The 25,976-nt window shown below is 63.0% G+C and carries 25 protein-coding genes and 2 pseudogenes; 13 read left to right on the top strand and 14 right to left on the bottom strand.

Annotated features, from left to right (window positions below; all coding sequences use genetic code 11):
- Window positions 1-192: 192 nt before the first annotated feature.
- Complete coding sequence (locus tag NKH13_RS00135) at window positions 193-1,476, bottom strand: MFS transporter (RefSeq protein ID WP_352718341.1); 1,284 nt, start codon at window positions 1,474-1,476, stop codon at window positions 193-195.
- 82 nt (window positions 1,477-1,558) lie between these two features.
- Here NKH13_RS00135 and NKH13_RS00130 point away from each other — a divergent pair, with 82 nt between their 5' ends.
- Together NKH13_RS00130 and NKH13_RS00125 are read left to right on the top strand one after the other, a co-directional pair.
- A complete protein-coding gene (locus NKH13_RS00130) occupies window positions 1,559-2,164 on the top strand; it encodes a TetR/AcrR family transcriptional regulator (protein ID WP_352718344.1) in 606 nt (201 codons plus the stop codon).
- 97 nt (window positions 2,165-2,261) lie between these two features.
- Window positions 2,262-2,852, top strand: a complete 591-nt coding sequence (locus NKH13_RS00125) for a hypothetical protein (protein WP_352718348.1) — start codon at window positions 2,262-2,264, stop codon at window positions 2,850-2,852.
- 17 nt (window positions 2,853-2,869) lie between these two features.
- Here the strand turns inward: NKH13_RS00125 and ppa are convergent, their stop codons facing one another.
- The 6 genes and pseudogenes from ppa to NKH13_RS00095 form a co-directional block, all read right to left on the bottom strand.
- Window positions 2,870-3,400 (bottom strand): inorganic diphosphatase, encoded by a 531-nt coding sequence (gene ppa / locus NKH13_RS00120; RefSeq protein WP_023721304.1) that lies wholly within the window; start codon window positions 3,398-3,400, stop codon window positions 2,870-2,872.
- 116 nt (window positions 3,401-3,516) lie between these two features.
- Window positions 3,517-4,023, bottom strand: coding sequence for a GNAT family N-acetyltransferase (locus tag NKH13_RS00115; protein WP_023678138.1), 507 nt, complete (start codon window positions 4,021-4,023; stop codon window positions 3,517-3,519).
- 117 nt (window positions 4,024-4,140) lie between these two features.
- Window positions 4,141-4,779 (bottom strand): TPM domain-containing protein, encoded by a 639-nt coding sequence (locus tag NKH13_RS00110; RefSeq protein ID WP_352458086.1) that lies wholly within the window; start codon window positions 4,777-4,779, stop codon window positions 4,141-4,143.
- 10 nt (window positions 4,780-4,789) lie between these two features.
- Window positions 4,790-5,633 (bottom strand): annotated as a pseudogene (locus tag NKH13_RS00105) (TPM domain-containing protein).
- A 52-nt stretch (window positions 5,634-5,685) separates the two neighbouring features.
- Entirely contained in the window at window positions 5,686-6,483 is a 798-nt protein-coding gene (locus NKH13_RS00100; protein WP_502909184.1) for a TPM domain-containing protein, read from the bottom strand.
- A gap of 233 nt (window positions 6,484-6,716) precedes the next feature.
- Window positions 6,717-7,355 (bottom strand): LemA family protein, encoded by a 639-nt coding sequence (locus NKH13_RS00095; protein WP_352718354.1) that lies wholly within the window; start codon window positions 7,353-7,355, stop codon window positions 6,717-6,719.
- Between the two features lie 163 nt (window positions 7,356-7,518).
- On the opposite strand from NKH13_RS00095, the gene NKH13_RS00090 reads away from it, so the two are divergent.
- The 3 genes from NKH13_RS00090 (at window position 7,519) to NKH13_RS00080 (ending at window position 9,524) form a co-directional block, all read left to right on the top strand.
- Complete coding sequence (locus NKH13_RS00090) at window positions 7,519-7,770, top strand: hypothetical protein (RefSeq protein WP_023678142.1); 252 nt, start codon at window positions 7,519-7,521, stop codon at window positions 7,768-7,770.
- Between the two features lie 9 nt (window positions 7,771-7,779).
- Window positions 7,780-8,664: a pyridoxal kinase PdxY gene (gene pdxY, locus NKH13_RS00085; RefSeq protein WP_352718357.1), complete on the top strand. Its 885-nt coding sequence runs from the start codon at window positions 7,780-7,782 to the stop codon at window positions 8,662-8,664.
- Window positions 8,665-8,768: 104 nt separating this feature from the next.
- Window positions 8,769-9,524: a DUF429 domain-containing protein gene (locus NKH13_RS00080; RefSeq protein WP_352718526.1), complete on the top strand. Its 756-nt coding sequence runs from the start codon at window positions 8,769-8,771 to the stop codon at window positions 9,522-9,524.
- 31 nt (window positions 9,525-9,555) lie between these two features.
- On the opposite strand, the gene NKH13_RS00075 is transcribed toward NKH13_RS00080, so the two are convergent.
- Window positions 9,556-10,758, bottom strand: coding sequence for an aromatic ring-hydroxylating oxygenase subunit alpha (locus NKH13_RS00075; RefSeq protein ID WP_352909689.1), 1,203 nt, complete (start codon window positions 10,756-10,758; stop codon window positions 9,556-9,558).
- A gap of 420 nt (window positions 10,759-11,178) precedes the next feature.
- Between NKH13_RS00075 and NKH13_RS00070 the strand changes: the two genes are divergently transcribed.
- Entirely contained in the window at window positions 11,179-11,583 is a 405-nt protein-coding gene (locus NKH13_RS00070; RefSeq protein WP_023678146.1) for a hypothetical protein, read from the top strand.
- 90 nt (window positions 11,584-11,673) lie between these two features.
- On the opposite strand, the gene NKH13_RS00065 is transcribed toward NKH13_RS00070, so the two are convergent.
- On the bottom strand, window positions 11,674-13,761 hold the full coding sequence (locus tag NKH13_RS00065; RefSeq protein WP_352909687.1) for a PAS domain S-box protein: 2,088 nt from the start codon (window positions 13,759-13,761) through the stop codon (window positions 11,674-11,676).
- A gap of 39 nt (window positions 13,762-13,800) precedes the next feature.
- Complete coding sequence (locus NKH13_RS00060; protein WP_352492215.1) at window positions 13,801-14,580, bottom strand: response regulator; 780 nt, start codon at window positions 14,578-14,580, stop codon at window positions 13,801-13,803.
- A 46-nt stretch (window positions 14,581-14,626) separates the two neighbouring features.
- Between NKH13_RS00060 and NKH13_RS00055 the strand changes: the two genes are divergently transcribed.
- The gene (locus NKH13_RS00055) at window positions 14,627-15,313 is read left to right on the top strand and encodes a response regulator transcription factor (RefSeq protein ID WP_292663715.1); all 687 of its coding nucleotides are present in this window, start codon (window positions 14,627-14,629) and stop codon (window positions 15,311-15,313) included.
- 76 nt (window positions 15,314-15,389) lie between these two features.
- Here NKH13_RS00055 and NKH13_RS00050 read toward each other — a convergent pair whose 3' ends face one another.
- Window positions 15,390-15,557, bottom strand: coding sequence for a hypothetical protein (locus NKH13_RS00050; protein WP_352909684.1), 168 nt, complete (start codon window positions 15,555-15,557; stop codon window positions 15,390-15,392).
- A gap of 601 nt (window positions 15,558-16,158) precedes the next feature.
- On the opposite strand from NKH13_RS00050, the gene NKH13_RS00045 reads away from it, so the two are divergent.
- Window positions 16,159-16,623 carry a L,D-transpeptidase gene (locus NKH13_RS00045; protein WP_023721319.1) on the top strand — a complete coding sequence of 155 codons (465 nt, stop codon included), beginning with the start codon at window positions 16,159-16,161 and terminating at the stop codon, window positions 16,621-16,623.
- A gap of 62 nt (window positions 16,624-16,685) precedes the next feature.
- Here the strand turns inward: NKH13_RS00045 and NKH13_RS00040 are convergent, their stop codons facing one another.
- On the bottom strand, window positions 16,686-19,769 hold the full coding sequence (locus NKH13_RS00040) for an efflux RND transporter permease subunit (protein WP_352909682.1): 3,084 nt from the start codon (window positions 19,767-19,769) through the stop codon (window positions 16,686-16,688).
- A complete protein-coding gene (locus NKH13_RS00035) occupies window positions 19,766-21,043 on the bottom strand; it encodes an efflux RND transporter periplasmic adaptor subunit (RefSeq protein WP_502908374.1) in 1,278 nt (425 codons plus the stop codon). Before NKH13_RS00035 ends, NKH13_RS00040 begins: the two co-directional genes overlap by 4 nt.
- Before the next feature lie 150 nt (window positions 21,044-21,193).
- Between NKH13_RS00035 and NKH13_RS00030 the strand changes: the two genes are divergently transcribed.
- The 5 genes from NKH13_RS00030 (at window position 21,194) to NKH13_RS00010 (ending at window position 25,810) form a co-directional block, all read left to right on the top strand.
- Complete coding sequence (locus NKH13_RS00030) at window positions 21,194-21,730, top strand: TetR/AcrR family transcriptional regulator (protein WP_292663723.1); 537 nt, start codon at window positions 21,194-21,196, stop codon at window positions 21,728-21,730.
- Between the two features lie 144 nt (window positions 21,731-21,874).
- The gene (locus NKH13_RS00025; RefSeq protein ID WP_352909679.1) at window positions 21,875-23,479 is read left to right on the top strand and encodes an inorganic phosphate transporter; all 1,605 of its coding nucleotides are present in this window, start codon (window positions 21,875-21,877) and stop codon (window positions 23,477-23,479) included.
- Window positions 23,480-23,551: 72 nt separating this feature from the next.
- The gene (locus NKH13_RS00020; RefSeq protein WP_352718369.1) at window positions 23,552-24,577 is read left to right on the top strand and encodes a transporter; all 1,026 of its coding nucleotides are present in this window, start codon (window positions 23,552-23,554) and stop codon (window positions 24,575-24,577) included.
- A 167-nt stretch (window positions 24,578-24,744) separates the two neighbouring features.
- Window positions 24,745-25,389, top strand: a complete 645-nt coding sequence (locus tag NKH13_RS00015) for a carbonic anhydrase (RefSeq protein ID WP_352718371.1) — start codon at window positions 24,745-24,747, stop codon at window positions 25,387-25,389.
- 10 nt (window positions 25,390-25,399) lie between these two features.
- Complete coding sequence (locus tag NKH13_RS00010) at window positions 25,400-25,810, top strand: nuclear transport factor 2 family protein (protein ID WP_352670458.1); 411 nt, start codon at window positions 25,400-25,402, stop codon at window positions 25,808-25,810.
- Between the two features lie 63 nt (window positions 25,811-25,873).
- On the opposite strand, the pseudogene NKH13_RS00005 reads toward NKH13_RS00010, so the two are convergent.
- Window positions 25,874-25,976, bottom strand: a pseudogene (locus tag NKH13_RS00005) (IS5/IS1182 family transposase); the annotation flags it as partial.

Here is a 25,976-nt window from a genome sequence, read left to right as displayed (position 1 = left end):
GATCAACAGGCTGGCGAATCTCCCTCCTTGAGGGGGAGATGTCGCCGAAGGCGACAGAGGGGGTTGTCTCGCATGGAGCGCCGACCTCCTGCGCCTGCGATAAGGGGCCGAGCCCGGTCGGACCGACCCCCTCTGGCCGCTTCGCGGCCATCTCCCCCTCAAGGGGGGAGATTAGCGCTCAGCCGTCGCAGCTCAAGCCGCCTGCGGTTCCGGATCAAACGCCGGGCGGGCGGTGTTGATCAGCAGCGAGATGCAGGCGGCGGCTATTGCCGTCATGCCGGCGATCAGGAAGGCAAGCTCGTAATTGCCTTGCAGCTCGCGCATGGTGCCGCCGAAAAAGGCCGCTGTCGCCGCACCGACCTGATGGCCGGCGACGATCCAGCCGAAGACGATCGGCCCGCTGCGGTCGCCGAACGCCTCGTTGGAAAGCCTGAGCGTCGGCGGCACGGTGGCGATCCAGTCCAGTCCGTAAAACACGGCGAAGATGATCAGGCTGGTCGCCGAGAAGCCGGAATAAGGCAGATAGATCAGCGACAGGCCGCGAATACCGTAATAGACGCCGAGCAGCTTGCGGGGGTCGAAACGGTCGGTGAGCCAGCCCGACAGTGTCGTGCCGATAAGATCGAAGATGCCCATCATCGAGAGCAGGCCTGCGGCCTGCACTTCGCCGATGCCCATGTCGCCGCAAAAGGCGATCAGATGCGTGCCGACCAACCCGTTGGTGGTGAAGCCGCAAACAAAGAAGGTGGCGAACAGGTACCAGAACACGCGCGTACCGGCAGCTCGGCGCAACGTGCTCAGTGTATGCGCGAGGAAATTGCCTTGCGCGGCCGGCGGCGCCGGCGGCACGTCGTCGGCCTCGGCACCGTAACGCATCATGCCGATCGAGGCCGGGCGCTCCGGCACCAGCATGTAAACCAGCGGCACCAAGGCGGCGGTGGCCACGGCAATGGCAATGGCGACCGGCTTCCAGCCGCCCGACTGGGCGAGCGAGGCGAGCAGCGGCAGGAAGACCAGCAGACCGGTGGCGCTGGACGCCGACATCAGCCCCATCACCAGGCCGCGATTGGTCTTGAACCAGCGGTTGACGATGGTTGCGCCGAGCACGGTGGCGACAGCGCCCGAACTGATGCCGGAAAACACGCCCCAGGTGAGGAGCAGATGCCATGGCTTGGTCATCAGCAGGCTGAGCGCGGTCGATCCGGACATCAAAAGCAGCGCGGCAAGCAATGTGCGGCGCAGCCCGATCCGCTCCATCAGCGCTGCGGCAAAGGGCCCGGTCAGGCCATAGAGGAAGATGCCGGTGGCCGCCGCCAGCGAGACGACGTCGCGCCGCCAGCCGAAACTGTTCTCCAGCGGCAGCATCATGACTGCCGGCGCCGAACGCAGGCCCGCCGCGATGAGCAGGCAGAGGAAGATGACGGCGACCACGACGAAAGCGTAGCGCTGGCCAAACGGACGGGATTGAGCTATCATGTTACTGACCGGTACGTTGCAGGAGCGCGAAACATACGTACCGACCGGTAACATTGTCAACCAGGCAATCGGCAGACCAGGCATGAAAAACATTGAACCAACGATCAAAGCCAATGACGCACCGCCGCCTCGCGCCGCCGAACGGATCCTCCAGGTGGCGCGCGATCTGTTCTATAGGCAAGGCATCAGGGCAATAGGCGTCGATGAGATCGTGCGGCGTGCCGGCGTCACCAAACCCAGCCTCTACCGCAGCTTTCCGTCCAAGGATGAGCTGGCCGCATCCTACCTCCGGCACTATGACCTCGAATTCTGGGAACGCTTCGACGTGGCGGTGAATGCCCATCCCGGCGATCCGCGCGCCCAGATCGTCGCCTTCCTGACGCGTGTCGGCAAGCGCACGCAAAGGCCCGACTATCGCGGCTGCGGCATGACCAATGCGGCCGTCGAGTATCCCGAACATGGCCACCCGGCCCGCGTGGTGAGCGAGGCCAACAAGCAGGAATTGCGCCGACGCCTGCGCGCCATGGCGGCGGCAATGGGTGCCCGCGACGCCGACACGCTGGGCGACGGGCTGCTGCTTCTGATCGAGGGTGCCTATATCAGCGGGCAGCTGTTCGGTGCCGGCGGACCGGCGAAGTCCGTGGCCCGCAACGCCGACCTTCTGATCGAAGCAAGCTTGAAGAAATAGCGTTCCGTTTACCAGATCACTGTGAGCAGCCTGAGTTCGTCTAGGCTGCCGCTAAATTTGACGGTACGCTGCGGCAGCCCAAACGGAGTTGTCCGCCATGCGCGCTCTTTTGATCCCATTTGCCTTCGCTGGCTTCTGCAATGCCGCCCGGGCTGGCGACATATCCAGCGTCTATAGCGATCTCGTCTGGGAGAAGGACTGCGTGACCTATGCCCAGGCGGAGGAAGGCGACGGCGACTGGGCCGACCTCGCCTGTTCGGGCTATGGCGGCTACCCGGTGATGGTTTCCTACGACGATGCGCGGGAATCGCTGTTCTACGGCTTTCCACCTGGCGATATGACCACGGTCTGGGAAAGCTTTTCCGGTCTCAATTCGGCTGGACCCAAAGTCGAGTGGCGGATCGAAACCAACGGCAAAACTGTCGTCCCTTTCGCGGTCATCCATCGTCGCTCGATCAGCGATAGCGAGGGCGAGAACAAGTCGACGGAAGTCCTGATCGTCGCCAAGGTTGCCCAGCCTGACGCCCACGAAGGCTGCACGATCGCCCTTGTGCTCGCCACCGGCAATCCCGCCGCCAACGATCAGGCGCGCAAGCTTGCCGACGAGAAGGCCCGCACCTTCGCCTGTGGCAAGGACAAGCGTGTGGTGATCGGCAACACGCCCGATTTCGGCCGCGTCGATAACTGATTATTTGCGCCCGTTAATTACTTGCGCTTGGCCCGCTCGATTGCCTCGACGATCATCTTCTTGGCATAGGCGGCGTCGTACCAGCCCTCGATCTTGACCCATTTGCCGGGTTCGAGATCCTTGTAGTGCTCGAAGAAGTGCTGCACTTGCTGGCGGGTAATGTCGGGCAATTGCGTGTATTCGTGAACGTCCTCATAGCGCAAGGTCAGCTTGGGCGAAGGCACCGCGATGACCTTCTCGTCCTGGCCGGCATTGTCCTCCATCACCAGCACGCCGATCGGCCGCACATTGATGACACAGCCCGGCACCAGCGCGCGTGTGTTGCAGACCAGCACGTCGATCGGGTCGCCGTCGCCCGACAGCGTGTGCGGCACGAAACCGTAATTACCGGGATAACGCATCGACGTGTGCAGGAAGCGGTCGACGAACAGCGTGCCGGCCTCCTTGTCCATCTCGTACTTGATCGGCTCGCCGCCGATCGGCACCTCGATGATGACGTTGACGTCCTCGGGCGGGTTCTTTCCGCTGGCAATCGCTTCGATACGCATCGCTTTATCCCTCTCTCGATTGGAGATCGATAGCGGGCGACGGCGAATGGTGCAATGCGGCGAATGGTACGGGGAGATCGTCCGAACCGAAAACCGGCCGGATCATGCGCTGGCCGTCATTCCCAGACGAAAGCGACCTTCTTCAGCGCTTTCTGCTCGAATATCTCGACGCCCTCGGCAACATCGCGGCCACCGGCGCCGGCATAGAAGGCAAGTGCGTTCTGATTGTCTTCCAGCGCCCAGACCACCATGCCTTTCAGGCCATGGTCGGCCAGCCGTGCCCGTGCGGCCGAGAACAGCCGGCTGCCGAGCCCGATGCCTTGATATTCCGGCCGCAGGTAAAGTTCGTAGATCTCGCCCTGCTGCCTGAGTTCGCGGGCGCGGTTCTTGCCGATCGTCGCATAGCCGGCAATTTTGCCGCCGATTTCGACGACCAGGACGGTGGCAGCGCGGCGAATGGCATTCGCCCACCAGTCGGCGCCGCGGCGGTTGATCATCGATGTCAGCGTGCGGTGCGGGATGATGCCCGAATAGGCGCCGCGCCAGGCCTCGAGATGCACGTCGGCGATGGCGGCTGCATCGCGCGGTTCGGCTTTCCTGATGTCGATGCTCAGCGTATTCATGATTGGTTAACCATAAACCCGCTGCGCCCGATTGCAAGAGTCCGGTCAGCCGCCGCGATGCTTTCACACAGCCGGACGGTGCGTCCTTGAGACGCTGCAAAACCGCTTTTGGCGAGATCAAATCTCGACCAGATGGTCGTCCAGTTCGTTGCTGTCGCCGGTCGAGACCGGAAAATGCTCGGCCAGTACCGCACCGACCGCTTGGATCGCCTTGACGAACCCCTCGGCAAGCCGATCGTCGCCGGCATGCGCCGTAAGGTCGCGGACGACACCGTCCCAGACATGCTGGCCGACACGAGAATCGATCCCGCTGTCGGCGACCACCTCGGCATAGCGCTCCGCAATCGAGACGAACACCAGCACGCCGGTGCGCGCCGTGGTGCGGTGGACGTTGCGAGCGAGGAACTGCTTCATCGCATTGGCGTGGGCGGCCTGGTAGCGCAGACGCCTCGGCACCAAATGGATGCGCAATGCGGGCAGTGCCCACAACAGGATGAGCACACTGGCAAGCGCCAGAAGCTCGGCGATGACGAAATGCGGCAAGCGGATCGACAGCCACCAGGCTTCCAGCCCGTAACCGACGCCGAGACTGACGACGAGCATGCCGAGCATCGCCATGAAAGCGGCCGGGAAGAAATAGCCGTCGCTGGCGTGCGCCACGACGCAGTAGATCTCGCCGTCGGTCTTTGATTCGGCAGCGCGGATCGCATCGGCGATGCGCTCATGATCCTCGGGGCTGATCGGTCGTGTTGCCATGATTGATGTCTCACCAGCTTCCTGAAGAACCGCCGCCGCCGGACGAACCGCCGCCGCCTGAAAACCCGCCGCCGGAACTTCCGGACGACCAACCGCTGCCGGAACTTCCAGACGACCAGCCACTGCCGGACGAGGTCCCCGACGTCCAGCCCCCGCCACCGGAGGGTGACGAACCTGGCCCACGGCCGTAGCGGAACGTCATGCCCAGCCATTTGTACACGCCCGGCGACAGTTTCGTGCCGAAGATCGGCGGCAGGAACGCCATTGCCAAGCCGCCGAAGAACATCGTCGCCCACAGGACGATGAACAGCACGAAGATGGGATCGACAGGGTTGTCATTCGCCGGATTGCGCTTGCCGCGCGCCTCCAGTTCTTCGGGATTGCCTTCCAGCACCATGATCATGTCGTCGACGGCCTTGCTGATGCCGCCTGAGAAATCGCCGGCACGGAAAAGCCGGCACCATGTCGTTTTCGATGATCAGCTTGGTGTGCAGATCGGTCAGCGTGCCTTCCAGCCCATAGCCGACCTCGATGCGCATCTTGCGGTCGTTCGGCGCCACCAGCAAAAGCACGCCGTTGTTCTCCTTCGCCTGGCCGAGTTTCCAGGCGCGAAACAGCCGGTTGGCGTAAGGCTCGATCTCCTCGCCGTCGAGGCTGGGGATGGTCGCGACGACGATCTGGTCGGACCCCTTGGTCTCGAAATCGGCAAGCTTCTGCGTCAGCGCCGCCTTGGTCGCGGTATCGATGATGCCGGCATTGTCGACGACCCGTCCGGTCAGCGCCGGCAGTTCGGCGGCGAAGGCCGCGAAGCCGACCAGCAGCACCGCCATGGCCATAAGCGCGGTGCCGATCATTTTTATGAAACGGCCGGATTCCACCGGGCTGATGGCGTGTCTTGTCATCTCGTCACCAGCTCCCCGAGGAGCCGCCGCCGCCGGACGAACCGCCGCCGCCGGAAAACCCGCCACCGCTTGAACCCGACGACCATCCCCCGCCGGAACCTCCCGACCAGCCGCCGGACGACCGCCGGCTTGGCTCGAAGGTCATGCCCAGCCAGCGATAGCGGCCGGGACCGATCTTCTGGCCGAAGATCGGCGGCAGGATGGAGGCTGCGAGGCCGCCGAAAAAGATGATTGCCCAGATGGCTATGAAGATCGTGAAGAACAGATCGTCGCTGTTGAACGGCGGCTGCTGGTTGCGTTCGCCGCGCGCCTCCAGCTCTTCGGGATTGCCTTCCAGCACCATGATCATGTCGTCGACGGCCTTGCTGATGCCGCCGGAGAAATCGCCGGCGCGGAAGGCCGGTACCATGTCGTTTTCGATGATCAGCTTGGTGTGCAGGTCGGTCAGCGTGCCTTCAAGCCCATAGCCGACCTCGATGCGCATCTTGCGGTCGTTCGGCGCCACCAGCAAAAGCACGCCGTTGTTCTCCTTCGCCTGGCCGAGTTTCCAGGCGCGAAACAGCCGGTTGGCGTAAGGCTCGATCTCCTCGCCGTCGAGGCTGGGAATGGTCGCGACGACGATCTGGTCGGACCCCTTGGTCTCGAAATCGGCAAGCTTCTGCGTCAGCGCCGCCTTGGCCGCGGCATCGATGATGCCGGCGTTGTCGACGACTCGTCCGGTCAGCGCCGGCAGTTCGGCGGCAAGAGCGGTAAGCGGGAGAAAGAGGCTAAGGCAAAGAAAGATGATCCGCAGTGATGCCAGGCTGGCGTTCCTTCGCGCCCCTCTCTGTCCTGCCCTCTTTGCCAAAACTTGGCATCTCCCCCACTTGCGGGGAGATCGACTACGGCGCTGGCTTTCGCTAGCTTTGAATGTTGCAGGAGTGGACAGGACGCAGAAGACTGCCAATCTCCCCACTTGCGGGGGAGATGTCCGGCGGGACAGAGGGGGCGCGACGGAGTGCAAGGCCAGCGGAGACCGCGCTCACCAGGTGTTCTTCACCCGCCCTGCTGCGTGCCGAAATCGACCTTCGGCGGCTGCATCTTATCCTCCTCGATGGTGAAATTCGCAAACGGCTGGTTGCCGCGGAACCACAAGGTCGCCCAGATCACCGAGGGGAAGGTCCTCAGCGTCAGATTGTACTCTCTCACTGCCTGGATATAGTCGCGGCGGGCGACCGTGATGCGGTTCTCGGTGCCTTCGAGTTGTGCTTGCAGTGCCAGAAAGTTCTGGTTGGCCTTGAGATCGGGGTAGTTCTCCACCACCGCCAGCAGGCGCGACAGTGCGCTGGTCAGGCCGGCCTGGCTGTCCTGGAATTTCTTGAAGGCTTCCGGATTGTTCAGCGTTTCCGGCGTCACGGTCACCTGCGTCGCCTTGGCGCGCGCTTCGACGACGGCATCGAGCGTGTCCTTCTCGTGCGCGGCGTAGCCCTTGACCGTGTTGACCAGATTGGGGATGAGATCGGCGCGGCGCTGGTATTGATTCAACACCTCGCTCCATGCTGCCTTGGCGTTTTCCTCAGCCGTCGGGATGGTGTTGTAGCCGCAGCCGGCAAGCAGCGGCAGCATGACGGCCATGACCAGGAACGCAGCTAAATTACGGAAGATTGGCGGTGAAGAAAGGCGCTGGACAAGCATGATAAGGTCCCCTCGATAGCATTGGCACGGGAAGCATTAGCACAATCCTTGCGCAAGAAAATGACTTCGGCCGAGAAGTGTTACTGGTTTTCTACCATTCGCCGTCGGGCCCTGTGACAGACGAGGCGAACGGGTTAAGCTCGGCATAAAACGGGACATCACCATGGCGAAACGCCACGACAGCGACGCGGAATCGCGCCGCATCATCGAACGGGTGGCACGCGAGACCGACCCGGGCGGCACCTCGTTCCTTGCACGAACCACTAAAGGCGCGCGCGACCACGTCACCGCGGCCGATGCCGACCGGTCGGACCCGATCGAATATTGGGGCACCCGCATCGGTCGCGCAGCGGGCTTGCTTATTGCCATCGGCCTGTTGATCTGGCTCGTGCTTTTCGTCACCAGGGGCAGTTAGGAAAAATCAATGAGTGCCGAAAAAGCCGACGCGCCGCGCGCGGTCATCGTCGTCTCCAGCCATGTCGCACGTGGCTCGGTCGGCAACCGTGCCGCCGTCTTTGCGCTGGAGACGCTCGGCTTTCCGGTTTGGGCGGTGCCGACCGTCATTCTGCCCTGGCATCCGGGGCATGGCCGGGCCACCCGCATCGTGCCGCCGCTGGACCAGTTCAAGGCGCTGATGACCGACCTCGAGCGCGCGCCGTGGCTGGGCGAGGTCGGCGCCGTGCTGTCCGGCTATCTCGGCGAGGCTGGCCAGGCCGAAGTCGTCGCTTCGCTGGTCGGTGCGGTCAAGGCGAAGACGCCGGACGCCCTCTATATCTGCGACCCGGTGATGGGCGATTCGGGCGGGCTCTACGTACCTGAGCCGACCGCAATCGCCATGCGCGACCGGCTGATGCCGATCGCCGATATTGCCACGCCCAACCGCTACGAGCTGGAATGGATGGCCGGAGCGCCGCTGCCCGACTTGAAATCGGCAATGGCTGCAGCCCTGCAAGCCGGCCCACCGGCAATGCTGGTCACTTCGGCACCAGCGATGATGGCCGGCGGCACGGGCAATTTACTGCTCACCGGCAGAGAGGCACTGCTTGCCGAACACCGGCTCATCGACAAGCCGCCGAATGGGCTCGGCGACCTGACGGCGGCCGTCTACCTGGCGCGGATCCTGTCCGGCCAGCCGGCCGCCAAGGCGCTGCAATCGACCACGGCAGCGGTCTACGAGATCCTGGCGCGCACCGCCAAGCGCGGCGGCGACGAATTGCAGCTCGAGACCGATGCCCAGAGCCTGTCGCACCCGATGGCGATGGTGCAGCTTCGCCATCTCCTGCATCCGGAACGGGACCGCCGGGCGTGAGGCAGGCCGAAGACGGTGCGCCCCAGGATGATGCGCCCAAGGATGTTGTGCCCGATCATGTTGTGCCTGGGGATGTTGCGCCCAGGGGTGTTGTGCCCAGGGGTGTGGTGCTTGTCGGCGTCGACGGTTGCAAGGCCGGCTGGATAGCCGTCCGCCGCGATCCCGGTGCGGCACCGTCGACAGCCGTTTTCCCAAGCTTCGCGGCGTTGCTCGACCGACTGCCCGTCAATGCGATCGTGGCGGTCGATATGCCAATCGGCCTGCCCGATTTCTCCCAAAGAGGCGGCCGCGGCCCGGAGGCACTGGTGCGGCGGCTGCTTGGGGCCCGGCAGTCCAGTGTCTTTGCCATCCCCTCCCGCGCCGCGCTCTACGCGGAGATCGAGGCCTTCACCACGGTCGACGCCTGGTACGCCGCACATCGCAAGGCAAGTGAGGTGGCCAAGACGACATCAGATCCGCCGCGCGGCGTCTCGATCCAGGCCTTCGGCATCTTCGCCAAGATCCGCGAGATCGATTCGCTGCTGATCGCGCGCCCCGAACTGCGCAGCCGCGTCTTCGAATCGCATCCGGAAGTTGCCTTCTGCAAACTGAACGGCAACCGGGCGATGCGCCTGCCAAAGAAGATCAGGGGCAACATCAATCCGGCCGGCATGGCCGAACGCAAGGCGCTGCTTGCCCAGCATGGTTATAGCCAGGATTTTCTCGACCAGAGGCCGCCGCGCGGCGCGGGCGCCGACGATTTCCTCGACGCCGCGGCGATGATGCTGATTGCCGGACGCATCGCCAGAGGCGAGGCAATGCCGTTTCCGGATCCGCCGGTCGCCGATCGTTACGGCATTCCCGTCGCCATCTGGGCCTGAGGACCAAGGCTAACATTTTGGGCAGCATGCGTCAGGAGCGTGATCTGAGCGCCTCATTGAGCGACCACATATCCTTCTCCTCGGGCGCGGTCTCCAATCCGAGCACGGGAATTTGCTTGCGCAAATGGTCGTGGTGGGTGCGCACCCCATATTCGAGATCGGAAAAGTAAAAACCTCCGAAGGCTTCGGACAGCATGGATTCGTTGGACCATATCGAAAGCTGTACATCCTCAGCCAGCGTGTCGCGGTCGATGCGGTAGGATAGGTAACGGGCAGCCGCCTGCTCCCTGGGCTCGTCGCGATAGCGGTAGATGGCGCCGCGCAGCAGCGTCTCACCCGTCGACAGCGGGAATTCCTGATAGAACTGCACCGATTCCGGCATGATCGACAGCGCGTTGTTCGGGAAGATGCCGTAGTAGATCCAGGCCTTGCGCAGGTACTCCGGCAAGTGCTTCGCCTCGGGTGCGAGCTTGATGTATTGCGCGACGCTCCAGCGCCGTCCGGCATGCGGATTGTAAGTGGCGAACGAGCGCGACACGCCGTTGACGAACGGCTCGTCGAAATAGGTCGCACCGTAAAGATCCTGCAGCGCCGGATGCGCCATGGCGACGTGGTAGCCTTCATTGTCGACATCGCGCACCGACTTCCAGTTGACCGGCGTCTTTTGGGTCCACATGCCCCAGGACGGCACCATCTCGGCCACGCCGTAATGAGCAATCTCGGCTTCGATCGGCTTCAACAGCTCGGCCACAGATGGCTGCGGCCCACCCTTGCGGAAGCGGATGAAGATGAAGCCCATCCAGATTTCGAGCTCGAGCGGCATCAGGCCGAATTCGGTCTTGTCGAGGTCGGGGAAGGAACGCGGGCGGGCAGCACCGCGCAGCGTGCCGTCGAGATTGTAGACCCAGCCATGGAAAGGGCAGACCAGCGCATTCTTGCAAGTGCCCTGGCTGTCGGCAACGACGCGACTGCCGCGGTGGCGGCACATATTGTTGAAGGCGCGCACCACGCCATCCTTGCCGCGCACGATCAGCGCCCGTTCGCCGACCACATCCATCGTCAGATAGTCACCGGCGTTCGGCACGTCGCAGACATGGCCGGCGATCTGCCAATGGTTGCGGAAGACGTGCTCTTTCTCGAGCTCGAGCAGGGCGTCGGAATGATAGCTCCAGCCCGGCAGGCCCCGCCGATCCCAATCGTTGGGGATTGCCACGTCACGCAGATGCGGGTTCATAAAAAGCTCTTTATTTATTGAATGATCGTTCAATAAAAGCATATTTTCCGTTGAAATGCAATGGCTTGTGAAAATGGGGCGAATTCTTGACGGGAAATCGAGCGGGATTTGAGAGCCGAGTCCGAACGATCGAAGCCGGGAAAATCCCGGGAATTCCAGACGTTAATCCCCTCACGCGTGTTAAACGCCCGACGCTCTGTGGGCCTGGAAAGGCGACGTGGATCTGGTGCCGTGGATAGCGGAAAGCGAGCACAGAATGCCACCGGTGCTGCCAGCTACGCCTGATCGGTTTGCCCAGGAATGGCCCCGGGCTTGGTTTCATGCCGGTTACACAATCGTTAATCCATCATCGTTGGCCGGTTACAAGGTGCGATTAAGTTCGTTTCAACAGGGAAAAGAAGAAGACCGAAGGAAACGACGATGCGTACGAAAATCCAGATCACCGATACCGACCTTCGCCAGCAGGGTCCCCAGCGTAACGACCGGCGCCCGAAGCTGGCGCTGCGCCAGCGCGCCAGTGATCATCCAATGGCGATGTTCATGCTGCTGGCGGCTGCCGCATTTGCCGGCATGGCGCTGACGCCAACCGTCGGTCCGGCCTTCGCCTCACTGAACCCGCCGGCCAACCTCATCGATGGCGCGACAACCACCACCAAGACGGCGCGCCTGCCGATGCCGGAGATCGATTTTGCCTGCAAGGGGCAGGCCTGGGGCGCCGAGAGCCTGGATTGCCTGCGCGTCATCGCTGCCCAGTCGGGCAAGGCACGACCGGTCCGCATGATCGCCAATGCCGCCCCGCTGGCTGATACGCCGAACGTTTTTTGATTTTTTGCGAGCGCCCTCCAGCACTCCAGTCAGGCTCCCGCCGCAATGTCGGCCGGGAGCCTTTTTTCTCCCGGGGAGAGATCGCGGAGTCTAGCCGCCCAGAGCGACCTGCTCGGCAATGGCCGAGAGCACGCCGCGCACATCCAGCGTGCTGAACGGTTTTTCGAGGATTGGCGGTCGCTGCTGCGCCGGCAGCGCTTCGATCTCGCCTTTCGCGCCGATCAGATCGCCGGTGACAAGCACGAAGCGCCGCGCCAGACCCGGCAGTTCGGCGAGTAGCTCGCGATAGGCGGCTATGCCGCTGGTGCCGGGCATGCGCAAATCGGAAAACACGATGTCCGGCGGCACATGGCCGCTCAGCGTCGCGTCGGCCGAGACCCAGGCCGGCACGATCCGCGACTTGATGCCCATCAACTCCAGAATGTCGGACAGCGACGCCGCGACATCCGGCTCATCGTCTATGATCAGGGCGTGACGCAAGCCGCTCGACCGTGACGGAGCTTCGCCGGCGGCGGCGGCGACGGCCGCGATAGCCGGCAGCTGCACGACAAAACGCACACCTCTCGGCGAAACCTCCTCGAACCAGATATTGCCATTGTGCCGCTCGATGATCGATTTCGAGATCGACAGGCCCATGCCGGTACCGACACCGACCGGCTTGGTGGTGAAATAGGACTCGAATATGCGTGAACGTATCGCTTCCGGCACGCCTGGGCCGTTGTCCTCGACCGAGAATCCGGGATTGCCGCGGTCGCTGCGAAACGTCCGGACCTTGATCCGCCGGTCGCCGGCAATGCCGGCCAAGGCGTGCTGGCTGTTGATGAGGAAGTTGGCGGCCACCTGCGTCACGTGGTCGGCATCGGCCATCGCCAGCAGCGGGCCGCTGGCGAAATCGGTGTCGATGATGATGCCGCTCGACCGTGCGCCATAGGCGGTCACTTCGAGTGCGGCGCGGATCACCTGGTTGAGGTCGGTTTCGGCCTGCGCGGCCGGGTGCAGGCGGACCATCGACAGGAAGCTCTTGACGATACGGCCGCAGCGCTCGGCGGCGGCGCGTACCTTTTCGGCGCGCACCTTGGTCTGCGGATCGGCGGCGAATTCGTGCAGCAGCGTCGACTGGGCGACAACCACGGCCAGCGGATTGTTGAGCTCGTGCGAAACGCCGGCAAGCAGCGAGCCCATCGCCGCCATCTTCTCGTTCTGGTGCAGTTTTTCGCGCTGGCGGTTGATTTCCTCCTCAGCCCGCAACTTATCGCGCAGGTCGCGGATGGAGCCGAAAATCAGCTGGCGATCGGCGACGCGCATCTCGGTTGCCGTCAGCTCGATCGGAAAAACCTCGCCGGCGGCATTCTGGGTGACCGTTTCGAGCCGCTGGCCGACCATCGGCGCGCCGCGGCCCGACATGTACTCGGCGCCCGACGCATAGCCCTTGCGGTAATATTCCGGCACGACCGTGTCGAGCAGGTCCTTGCCGAGGATATCGCTGCGTCGATAGCCGAACATCTTCTCGGCGGCCGGATTGAATTCGATGATCGAGCCGGTCTCGTCGATGACGATGATGGCGTCGAGCGAGGCCTGCAGCATGGTGCGGCGAATGACGTCGCTGGCATGCGCGTCGGAGGGCGACCGTTCGATGGCATCGCCGATGGCGAGTGCCACCATGTGCAGCGCCGCCTCTTCCTGGTCGGTCCATTCGCGTTCGTTAACGCAGTCGTTGACCGCCAGCGTGCCCCACAAATTACCGTGCGAAAAGACCGACACCGACAGGAACGACTTGATGTTCTGCTTTTCGAAATCGGTCCGCAGAAAGCCTTCGAGATCGCGTGTGTGCCCGGCGAATATCTTGCCTTGGCGCTCGTCCTCCGCCAGCTGTTCCAGCAATGGGTCCGAATCGACGACCGACTGCATGATGACGGTCGGTGACGCCAGTTCGCCGCCAAACCGGGAGGCGATCCAATAAGCGGCGACCGACTGGGCGAAGCCCTGGCCGGGCAGTTCGCGCAGGCGAAACAGGATGCCGCGGTGACAATCCATGGCTTCGCAAAGCGTCTGGAGGATGCCCTCCATCTCGCGCTGCCAGTCGCCGGCTTCGCGCAGCCGGCGAACCACATGCACGGCCGCCATCGCCGCGCCCTGCCTGGCGCCCTGCGTGTCCGCGCGTGCTGTTTCAGCCGTCATGGTCATTTCCTGGCCGTGGCTTGCTCAAGCCGCCGCGCCTTAGTTGTTTTCACCGGCTGGCAGCGAGAAGATATAGCCTTCGCCGCGCACCGTGCGCAGGAATTTCGGATTGGCCGGATCCGCCTCGATCTTCTTTCTCAGCCGCATGATGCGGATGTCGACGGCGCGGGATGATTCCGGGTCCTCGACGAAACCGATCGCCTCGGAGATCGCCGCCCGCGTCAACAGCCGGTTGGCGCGCGTCAGGAACACCTCCAGCACGTCGAACTCGCTCTTGGCCATGTCGATGACCGCGCCGTTGGCGCCGGTGACGAGCCTGCCGTCAAGATCGGCGTGAAAGGGTCCGAAGCTCACGGACCGGCGGCCGCCGGATGTTTCAGCCTTGGCCTTTTGTGGCTCGGTCGGCTCCGGAACGCGACGCAGCACGCTGCGCACCCTGGCTAGCACTTCGCGCAATTCGTAAGGCTTGACGATGTAATCGTCAGCGCCGAGCTCCAATCCGACGATGCGGTCGAGCGCGGTACCGGCGGCCGTCGCATAGATGATGCCGATCGGCATTTTCGACCGCATCCAACGGCCGAGCGACAGGCCGTCCTCGCCCGGCATGGCGATGTCGAGAATGGCCAGATGGAAGGACTGCGTTTCCAAAAGGTCCCGCGCCGCCGCCGCACTTTCGGCCGTGGCCACATCATAGCCGCTGGCGCCGAGATATTCGGCGACCGCATCCCTCAGGTCTGGCTCGTCCTCGACAATGACAATTCGTGCCCGCACGATGCTTTCGCTCCCGCTTTCAGCGGAAAGTAGATTGGGTATAAACATGATGTCCAGCACTCTTCTTGGGTTGCCGTTTGCGGGGTAGAAAAACATGGCTGCACGATCCGTCATCGCGCTTGTTTCCGTCGCTGAAGTAATTGCGACCGATCTCGCCGATCATCTCGAGCGGCGCGGTCATGACGTCCGTGCGGCGCGACAGCCGTGGGAAGCCGAATCGCTGCTTTCGGAAAAGGGCATCGACGTCGTGGTTGTCGGCGACAGCGTCAGCCAGGCGGAGGGGCGCGACCTGCTCAGGCGACATGGCGGCGAAGGTGGACCGGATTTCATCCTGATCTGCCGACCGGCCGATCTGGTCGACAAGGTTCTCGCGCTCGAACTCGGCGCCGCCGACGTCGTCGAAAGCCCGCTCAATGTCAGGGAGCTTGCCGCTCGCGTCGGCGGCCTTCTGGCTCGGCGCGGCAGGAGCGCCGGGGAACTGATCGTGCTGGAGAACGCGACCGTCGATCTTAGATCGGCCATCGTCATGCACCGCTCGGGCACGGAAGAACAGCTGTCCCCGGGGCAGGTGGCGCTGCTCAGGCTGTTCCTGGCCAGCCCGCGCAAGGTGCTGACGCGGGACGACATCATCGCCGCCGCACCCGCCGAAAATGCCGAAGCCTTCGACCGGTCGATCGATTCGCGCATCGTGCGGTTGCGCCGCAAGCTCGATACCGAAACCATCACCACCATACGAGGTGCGGGTTACCGGTTCGATCCGCCTACGCAATTCGCCGATTGAATGCAGGGCACCCACCCTTTTGTTTTGAGCATCGGGTTTTCCCAAAACCGGTTTCCACTTTGGGGTCCGATGCTCTTCAGCGCACCACGAGAAGCGACGGGCCGGACGGCATGTCATTGTTCGAGCTGACCTCGCCGGCATGGGCACGTTCCTTCAGCAGCACGGTGGCGAGGCCGGCAATGCCGAGCAGGCCCTGCACGTAGAGCAAGGCAGAAAGCACGGAAGCGGCGAATTTCGTTTTCATCCTGTTCGTTCCTCAAAATTGGAATTTGCGGGCACTTCAGGGGACCCCCCGAAGCGCCCGCGCCGCCAGCGGAGCCCCCCGTTGCGGCGCGGGCCTTCGGTCCTCTCGGCTGCAAGTTGCCGGAGGCGCCGCGCATCCTCAACGGCTCTAAGCCGCCCCCGCCAGAGGGGCTTGAGCCGGTCGACGCGCAGGCTGGAAACTGTCCAGACCAATCCAGACCGTAGCGAAAACAGTGTAGGCTTCCGATCGTTCGTTGCCGGCTGTTTTCGTTAGGTCAACTTTGCCTGTTCGCTGTATCCGGATCATGCCGCCAAGGCCGCGCTTTGTTGCAGCTCGGTTTCGGAGTCAGGTGAATTCCTCTCAAACGAAAGGCAATCGCGTATTCGTGCCGCGGTTTGGCCGATCTGCTTAGGCAAACACGCCACCGTCATGACAACGTCGCGCAACTGCAAGCCGCTTTGCACGGACCTTTTTCTGTTAACCAGGGGAAACAGAATCGAAACAGAAACGAGCATCCAACGAAATCGGCTTGAAACATGACGCCCCGATAAGCCGGTCATCGAATTGAGCCGGTCCCGACCGGCAGAATAGGGGAGACATCATGTACACTGCCATTTCCGCCAAGCTCATCAACATCGCCGCCGCCGTCATCACCGGTGCTGCCTTGCTTGTCAGTGCCGGCAACAGTGCAGCCCACGCCGCCGCCAACAAGATCGTCGCGCGTGTGTCGCTATCGCAGCAGACCATGGAAATCCTGGTCGACGGCCGGCCGACATTCGCCTGGAAGGTCTCGACCGGCGACAGGACGCACGTCACGCCGACCGGTTCGTTCAAGCCGACCCGCATGCATGAAATGTGGTATTCGAAGAAATACGACAACGCCCCGATGCCGCATTCGGTGTTCTTCAGCGGCGGCTACGCCGTACATGCGACAAGCGCCATCAAGCGCCTCGGCCAGCCAGCCTCGCATGGCTGCGTGCGTCTGCATCCGGACAACGCCGCCGATTTCTACCAGCTCGTGGAGGTCTTCGGCCCGGCCAACACCAGCATCGTCATCGTCAAATGAGCGATGCTTCTCGTCGCTCCCAGGAAAAGGCCGGAAATCCGGCCTTTCTTTATTAGCGCAGTCTAATTCGGCATTACCGGCATCAGCTTCGGATCCGGCTTTTCGGCGTGATGCGGCAGGTCCTTGCTGGCGATAAAGGTGTAGAACATCGGCACCACGAACAGCGTGAACATGGTTCCGACCAGGATGCCGGTGAAGATCACCAGGCCCATCGAATAGCGTGCCGCGGCACCCGCGCCGCTGGAGATGATCAGCGGCACCACGCCGAGCGCCATCGCCGCCGTCGTCATCAGGATCGGCCGCAGCCGCACCTTGGCCGAGGCGATGATCGCATCACGCCGCCGCATGCCGTGCATTTCACGCTGCTGGTTGGCGAACTCGACCAGAAGGATGCCGTGCTTGGTGATCAGGCCGATCAGCGTGATCAAGCCGACCTGGGTGTAGATGTTGAGCGTGCCGAGCCCGATATTAAGCGGCACGATCGCGCCAAAGATCGAGAGCGGCACCGCCATCATAATGATCAACGGATCGCGGAAGCTTTCGAACTGCGCCGCCAGCACCAGGTAGATGACGAGCACAGCCGCCGCGAAGGCGATGATGATCGTGTAGCCCTGTTGCTTCTCCTGCCTCGACTGGCCGGTATAGTCGATGAAGAACGTGTCGGGCAGACTTTCCCTGGCGATGTCCTCGATGGTCTTCAGCCCGTCACCGGTGGTGACGGTGGGCAATGGCAGAGCGGAAATCGTGGCGGAGTTCAACTGGTTGAACTGCTCGATGGCGGCCGGCGACGCGTTGGTCGAGATCTTCACCACCGCCGAGAGCGGCACCATCTCGCCCGACACGCTGCGCACGAAATACTCCCCCAGCTTTTCGGGATTGTCGCGGAATTGCTGCGGTACCTGCGGGATGATGTCGTAGCTGTTGGATTCGCGGTCGAATTGCGCCACCTCGGCGCCACCGACCAACAGGGTCAGCGTCCGGCCGATGTCGGCGATCGGCAGGTTGAGCGCGGCGGCGCGATCGCGGTCGATCGTCACCGTCACTTCCGGCGCGTCGTAGGACATCGAATTCTGCACGGCGAGGAAGCGACCGGAGGCCTGCGCCTTGTTCTTGATGTTCTCGGCCGCCTCGTACACCTGGGAGGCCTCGCCGGTCGAGCGCACCACCATTGTGATTGGCAGGCCGCCGCCGGAGCCGGGCAGCGTCGGCGGCGCGAAGACGAAAGCCTCGACGCCTGCCACCTTGGCAAGGCGGGCAGTGATGTCTTCCTGAAGTTCCTTCGAGCTGCGCGCGCGCTCGGCCCAGTCCTTGAACGCAAAGCCGACGAAAGCGCTGTTCGTCGGGCCTTGGAACGCGACGGCGGAGAACCGCGCCCTGGTTTCGGGGATATCATTCACCAGCCCGAGAATCTGGTTCACATAGGTCTCGGTGTAGTCCGACGTCGCATAGCGCGGCGCGTTCACAATAGACAGCAAGAAGCCCTGGTCTTCTTCCGGCGCCAGTTCGCTCGAGGTCTTGGTGAACATGAAACCGGTGGTGGCGACCAGCGCGAGGACGATCATCAGCGTCACCGGGCGATAGTTCAACGAACCGGTGACCAGCCGCTCATAGACGTGTTCGACGCGCCCGAACGTATTGTCGACAATGCGCTGGAAGCGGCTGTGCGAGCCGGACCTCAGGATACGTGCCGACATCATCGGCGTGATGGTGAGGGCGACGACACCCGAAAGCACCACCGAGCCGGCAAGCGTCACCGCGAATTCGCGAAACAGTGCGCCTGTCAGACCGCCGGTGAAGGCCAGCGGCGCGAACACCGCGGCCAGGGTTATCGTCATGGCGACGACGGCGGACGAGATCTCCCGCATGCCGTTGAAGGCCGCCTGCATCGGCGACAAGCCGTCTTCCTCCATGTGGCGGTGGATGTTTTCCACCACCACGATAGCATCGTCAACAACCAGTCCGATCGCCAGCACCATGGCCAGCAACGACAATAGGTTGATCGAATAACCCAAAGAAAACAGCAGGAAACAGACGCCGATCAGCGACAGCGGAATGGTCACGATCGGCATCAGCACCGAGCGGAACGAGCCGAGGAAGAGCAGGATGACGACGATGACGATGGCGACCGCCTCGCCGATGGTCTTGAACACCTCCTCGATCGACGCGCTGATCTGCTCGGTCGAATCATAGACGATCTCGATCGTCATGCCGAGCGGCAGCGTCTCCTGGATGGTCGGCACAATCTTGTGGATCGCCGCCGCGGTGGTCAGCGGATTGGCGGCCGGCGTCGGAAAGATGGCGAGAAAGATGCCGGGCTTGCCGTTGAAGGTGACCCTGGTGTCGGTGCTCACCGCGGCGAGCTCGACGCGGGCCACGTCGCGCAGTCTCACCACATTGCCGTCTTTCGAGCGGAGCGGAAGGGCAGCGAAAGCCTCCGGCGTCTGCAGGGTCGAGCGAACCGTGATCGAGGAAGCCACATATTTGTTTTCGGTATCGCCGGGCGCAGAGAGGAAATTCGATTCGTTGATGGCCGTCAGCACTTCCGCCGCCGTCACGCCGCGCGCCGCCAGTTTGATCGGGTCGATCCAGACACGCATCGAATATTCGGCGGCGCCGAAAATCTGCACGTCGGCGACACCTTCGACCGTCGAGATACGCGGCCGCACGACACGCTCGATATATTCGGTGAGCTGTTCCGGCGTCATGTTCGGGTTCTGCATCGAGATGTACATCATCGCGAACTGCTGGCCGGTGCCCTTGACGATCACCGGGTCTTTGGTTTCGTCCGGCAGATCGCCGCGAACGCTCTGAACCTTCGACAAGACTTCGTTCAGCGCGACGTCGGGGTCGGAGCCGAGCTTCATCTGCACTGTCACGGTGCTGGAGGACGGCCGGCTCGACGACGTGACATAATCGATGTTTTCGGTCGAAGCGACGGCACGCGCGATCGGCGCGGAAATGAACCCCTGGATTAGGTCGGCGCTGGCGCCGGGATAGGCCGTGGTGATCGTGATGGCCGTTTCTTCAACCTCTGGATACTGCCGGATCGAAAGGTTGAAAATGCCCTGAAAACCCAGAAGCAGGATCATGCAGGCAAGCACGGTCGAAAGGACCGGGCGGCGGATGAAGAGGTCGGAAAAGCTCATTGCTGGGCTGCCTGCTGGTTCCCTGGCTTGCTCGGATCGATCGTGTTGTCGACGGCAACGGACATGCCGTTCGAGAGCCGGTTCTGGCCGGCGGTAACGACTTCGTCGCCGGGCTGGATGCCTTCCAGGATCTCGACCAGGCCGGCGTTGTGGCGGCCTGGCTTGACGAACACCTGGGCGAGCACGAGCTGTGGCTTCTGTTCTTCCGCTGCCGGTTTGGCTTCCGCTGCCGGTTTGGCTGGGGTAGCGGCCGGCTTTTCTTCGGGTTTTGCCGCGGGTGCTTCGGCTGCGGGCTTGGCAGCATCTGCAGCCGGCTTTTCCTCCGGCTTCGCCTCGGGAGCCGCCCCGTTGGCTTCGGCGGATTTCGCCGCGCGCACCACGAAGACGAAGTCGCCGTACAGGCTGGAAGTCAGTGCCGTCTGCGGCAGCGCCAGCACGTTGTTCTCCTCGGGCAGTTCGATGCGCACCTGGACGAACTGGCCCGGCGTCAGCTTGCCTTCCGGATTGCCAACCTCCGCCCTCACCGTCACCAGCCGGCTCGTCGGGTCGATCTTCGGATCGATACCGCGGATGCTACCGGCGAACGGCATGTCGCCGCCGCCGACGCCCAGCCGCACCGTCTGTCCGATCTTCAGCTGCGGAAGCTGCTGCTCCGGCACGGTGAAATCGACACGCATCGTATCCATGTCCTGCAAGGTCACCACAGCGGTGCCGGGTGTGAGATACTGCCCAAGGTCGATTTTCGGAATACCGACGGTACCCTTGAAGGGGGCCGTCAACTGCTTTTGGTCGAGCACCGCTTGCAGCTTGTTTACCTGCGCGGCGGAGACCGATGCTGCTGCCTGCGCCGTGTCGAGCGTAGCGTCGGTGCCGACCCCGCGCTTCTGCAACTCAAGAGCGCGCATCAGCGTCGTCTGGTCGGATGTGGCTTGCGCCTTCGACGCAACGAGATCGGCTCGCTCGACGGCATCGTCGAGCTGCAGCAGCACGGCGTTGGCGGCGACCTTCTGATTGGCATGGAACAGGATGTCCTTGACGATGCCGGCAGTTTCGACCGTGAGGTCGACACCGCGTACGGCACTGACAGTGCCGATCGCCTCGATGCCGGGCGTCCAGGACATAGGTTTGACAATGACCGTCGACACGGTCGCGGCTGGCGGCTTCATGGTGGCGAAGAACTGTTTGATTGCATTGTCGCGGAACAGGTTGAAGCCGACGATGCCGCCGCACACCAGCACGAGCAGAATGAAGGCGATGATGAAGCGCTTGATCACGAACAGTCCCCTCGGCCATGGCCCAGCATAACGGTCGGACGACCGGAACACATACCTGTGACTGGTCCCAATTTCAAATGACGGCGATCTTACTGTACCGTCTGGACGGTCTTGTCAATTCCGCCTAAGCTAATGAATGGGGAACGCTTGATGAAGGCCCGCAGAGCAAATTCGCGCGAGAAGATTCTCGCCGCCGCCGCCGACGTGGCGCGCGAGACGGGTCCTGGCAGCCTTTCGCTGGATGCGGTCGCCAGCCGTGCCGGCGTGTCGAAAGGTGGTCTTCTCTACAATTTCCCGACCAAGGCGAAATTGATGCAGGCGCTGGTGGAGGATTACCTCAGTGCGTTCCAACAGGCGCTTGAGGCCGCCCGCACCAACGGTGTCAGCGGTGAGAGCCCGCTTGCGGCCTATATCAGGCTTTCGGCCGAGCATGCGGAGGAGTCGAAACCGTCTGCGTCCTGGATATTTTCGGCGATTGCCGAGGATCCCGATTTCCTGACGCCGATAAAATCGTTCAGGCGGCAGCTGTTCCAGCGGCTGAAGGGGGAGACTCCTAACCTCAGGGCGCTGCTGGTCTGCTATCTCGCCATCGAAGGGCTTCGCAGCATGAACCTGTTCGGTTCGGACATTCTCTCCGCCGAAGAGCGCCGGCTGCTGATATCGACGCTGCTGGAGATCGCGGAATAGTCCAGGAATGCGCCGGCCGGGTTCAGTTGCCTCGGTCGCTTCGATCGCCCGTTTGCGTCGACCCAAAGTGCCTGCCGTCACACAGGCTTCATTGTGCCGACATAGCGTCCTCCCATTCTTTGCTGCAACGCAGGAGGAGTGGGTATGGTCGATATTGTTTCAAGCGAGGCAGGAATTCCAAGGCCGGAGCATCCGCTCGACCGGCCAAGCGGCACCGGCAAATGGTTTCTGCCGGCCTTTGCCGTCATTGTTCTGGGCGGCCTTGCCTATGTCGGCTACGCGCTCAGCCAGGACCTGACCAGCACCGTCGCGGTGCCGTGGATCCTGCTTGGCCTGGCGCTGCTGATCGCGCTCGGCTTCGAATTCGTCAACGGTTTTCACGACACCGCCAATGCGGTGGCAACCGTGATCTACACGCATTCCATGCCGGCCGAGCTTGCGGTGATGTGGTCCGGCTTCTTCAACTTCCTCGGCGTGCTTACCGCCAGCGGAGCGGTCGCCTTCGGCATCATATCGCTGCTGCCGGTCGAGCTGATCCTTCAGGTCGGCTCGAGCGCGGGGCTAGCCATGGTTTTCGCGCTGCTGGTCGCAGCGATCATGTGGAACCTCGGAACCTGGTATCTCGGCCTGCCTGCCTCGAGCTCGCACACGCTGATCGGTTCGATCATCGGCGTCGGTCTCGCCAACCAGTTCATGGCCCCGGCCGGCTCCGTCACTAGCGGCGTCGACTGGTCACAGGCATCCAATGTCGGCCTGTCGCTTCTGATCTCGCCGCTGGTCGGATTCGGCCTGGCCGCGCTGCTGCTTCTGGTGATGAAGCTGCTGGTCAGGAACCGCGAGCTCTACGAGGCGCCCAAGTCGAGCGCTCCGCCGCCACTGTGGATTCGCGCGCTGCTTATCTTCACCTGCACCGGCGTGAGCTTTGCCCACGGCTCCAATGACGGGCAAAAGGGCATGGGCCTCATCATGCTCATCCTGATCGGCGTGGTGCCGACCGCCTTCGCGCTCAACCGCACACCGGACGTGAACTATCTCGAAGCTTACAAATCCGCGGCGACCCAGGTCGAAACGGTACTCGGCAAATACGTCAAGCCCGGCGTCGCTGTGACCGACGCGGCGACCGTGGTCGGCGACGCCGTTCGCACCAAGACCTGGAAGGACGAGACCACGCCTGCCCTGCAGAGCTTCATCCACGACACCAGCGCCATGTTGTCGCCCTATCCGTCCGTGGAAAAGCTGCCGACAACGCTGGTCAGCAACGCCCGCAACAACATCTATCTTACCGGTGAAGCGCTGAAGCTGATCGACAAGAGGAAGCTGCTGCCGATGCAGGCAGACGACCTGAAGGCGGTGACGACCTATCATAAGGCCGTCGACAACGCGACGAAGTTCATCCCGCTCTGGGTCAAGGTCGCCATCGCGCTGGCGCTCGGCCTCGGCACCATGGTCGGCTGGAAGCGCATCGTCGTCACCGTCGGCGAGAAGATCGGCAAAAGCCATCTGACCTACGGCCAGGGCGCGTCCGCCGAGCTTGTCGCGATGGCGACGATCGCATCGGCCGACTATCTCGGCCTGCCGGTCTCAACCACCCATGTGCTGTCGTCGGGCGTTGCCGGCACCATGGCGGCGAATGGTTCGGGCCTGCAATGGTCGACGGTGCGCAACATGCTGATGGCCTGGATACTGACCCTTCCGGCCTCCATCTGTCTTGCCTTCGTGCTGTTCGTCATCTTCCGCCAGGTATTCTGAGCGGGGGCAGGGTTTGACCAGAATGTCGCGGCGCCGCCCGGATCATCTGAACGTGCATCGTTTCGGCCGGCCATGAATGACGCATCGCATCTGACATTGCTCGCCGCGGACGATCAGCACCATACTCCTGGGCTGGTCTGGGCCTATCATGCCGCTCCCGGCAAAGCTCCCGAACCGCTGGCGCCCCGAGACATAGAACCCGCGCTGGCCTCAGCGGACGGCTGGGTCTGGCTGCATGTCGACCTAGTCGACCGGCGCGCCCATTCCTGGGTCAGCCACGCCTGCGCGCTGCCGGCGTCGGCTCATGCGATCCTCGAAGGACATGAGGACAGCCTGGTGCTGGCGCATGAGAATGGCGTCGTTCACGGCATTTCGGCCGACCTGCATGGCGAGATCGCCCATCAGTCGACGACCATCGGCAGATTGCATTTTGCGGTCTCGGAGCGGCTGCTGGTCACCGGCCGCCGGCATCCGCTGGCGGCGGTGGAGGAAGTGCACACTGCCCTTGCCGCGGGGCTGCGGCCGGCCACGGCATTCGAGCTGTTCGAAACGCTGGTCATGGCTTTTTGCAAGACCACCAGCCTGCGGCTCGCCGCGGCGACGAAGCGCCTGGACGCAGTCGAGGATCATCTCGTGACCGAGCGGCTTGCAGACGAAAGACGGCAGCTGAAGGATGTGCGCCGCCTTGCCGTATCCCTGCATCGGCCGATCTCGGCCCTGGCAGCGCTTTTCCAGGATGAAGACCGTTCCGCGTGGAACCTTTCCGCCGGCGCACATGAAGTTCTGCGCCGGCTTGCTGCGCGCCTTGAACGGCTCGACCGCGAGGTCGTCATGATCAACGACCGGGCAAGGCTGCTGCAGGAGGAGCTTGCGGCTGAGCTTGCCGACGAATCGAACCGCAGCCTCAAGGCGCTGGCGGTGATGAGCGCGCTGCTTTTGCCGGGAACGCTGATCGTCGGCATTTTCGGCATGAACACTGGCGGGCTGCCATTCACCGAGAGCCCCAGCGGCTTCTTCCTGGCGATGCTGCTCGCGGTCGGCGCGACCGCCCTGTTCTACTGGCTTCTGCTGCGCGCCGGCGCCAATCTGCGGTTCTGAGGCCGATTAATGGCGCCGTTCGTTCACCTGTATGCAAAGTACGGGCTGGCACGTCGAAACCACGCCATCCCGCCTTCCGAAAATCGGTTCCGATTTTCGGGCCGATGCGCTAGAGCCTTTCGGGATTGAACCGTGCCTTTAACCCGGAAAGGCTCCCGCCGCTGCCCATGCCCCACCTTCCCGAGCATCTTCTCACCGGCTATCGCAGTTTCATGAGCGGTCGGTATCTCACCGAAAGCGGGCGTTATCGCGCGCTGGCGCGGGAGGGCCAGGCACCGGAAACGATGATCGTCGCCTGTTGCGATTCCCGCGCCGCGCCTGAAGCGATCTTCGATGCCGGGCCAGGCGAGTTGTTCGTGCTGCGCAATGTCGGCAATCTGGTGCCGCCCTATGCGCCCGACGATCAGTTCCACTCGACATCGGCGGCGCTCGAATTTGCCGTGCAGAGCCTCAAGGTCAAGAACATCGTGGTGATGGGTCACGGCCGCTGCGGCGGCATCCGCGCAGCACTCGACACCACGGCCGCGCCGTTGTCGCCGGGTGATTTCATCGGCAAATGGATGAGCCTGATCGCGCCGGCGGCCGAGACCGTATCGTCGAGCACCTTCATGACCGCGACCGAGCGCCAGACGGCGCTGGAGCGCATCTCGATCCGCTATTCCATCGCCAATCTGCGCACCTTCCCTTGCGTCTCGATCCTCGAAGGCAAGGGGCGGCTGTCGCTGCACGGCGCCTGGTTCGACATCTCGACCGGCGAGCTTTGGGTGATGAACAAGGACACCGGCGATTTCGAGCGGCCCGACACGGAGTAGGAGGCTGGGCATGGTGCGACTTCGGGACGCGTTCGCGGCTGCGGCACTGCTCTGCTCGGCAGATTTCGCCCGTGCCGACGACAGCGCGATCATCGACCGCTGGTATTCGGCACTGCTCGTCGCCGACCGCAGCGAATTGTCGGACCTGCTCGCCGACAACGTCCGCATCAAGCTCGATGACCTCGGCGTCGTGCAAAGCAAGCAGGAATTCATCGCCTCGATCGCCGAGTGGCAAGGCGCCGTCGCCGGGGCCGAAATCCGCCATCGGATCGAGAAATCGGAAGGCGGCGTCACCACTGTGATCGCCTGCTATGATTTTCCCAGCAACGACATGCTGATGCAGGAGACCTTTGCGGTCGCCAACGACCAGATCACCGCCAGTTCGCAAGCCGCGATCGCCGAAAACTGCGACGGTTACTGACCGAGTTTTCCGCCCAGGGCTTTTTTGGTGACGGGCGCTGGAATTGCCGATGTTATTTCGCGTCTAGGCCGTAGACTCATAAGCGCGAAGCCACAGTCGCATTGAGGCGAGTTGGATCATGGCGAGGAAGTTGGCTGCCAGTTTGTCGTACCGTGTAGCGACACGG

It is taken from the genome of Mesorhizobium sp. M1348, assembly GCF_040317925.1.
Lineage (GTDB): Bacteria > Pseudomonadota > Alphaproteobacteria > Rhizobiales > Rhizobiaceae > Mesorhizobium.
This window is presented reverse-complemented; position numbering and strand designations above follow the sequence as displayed.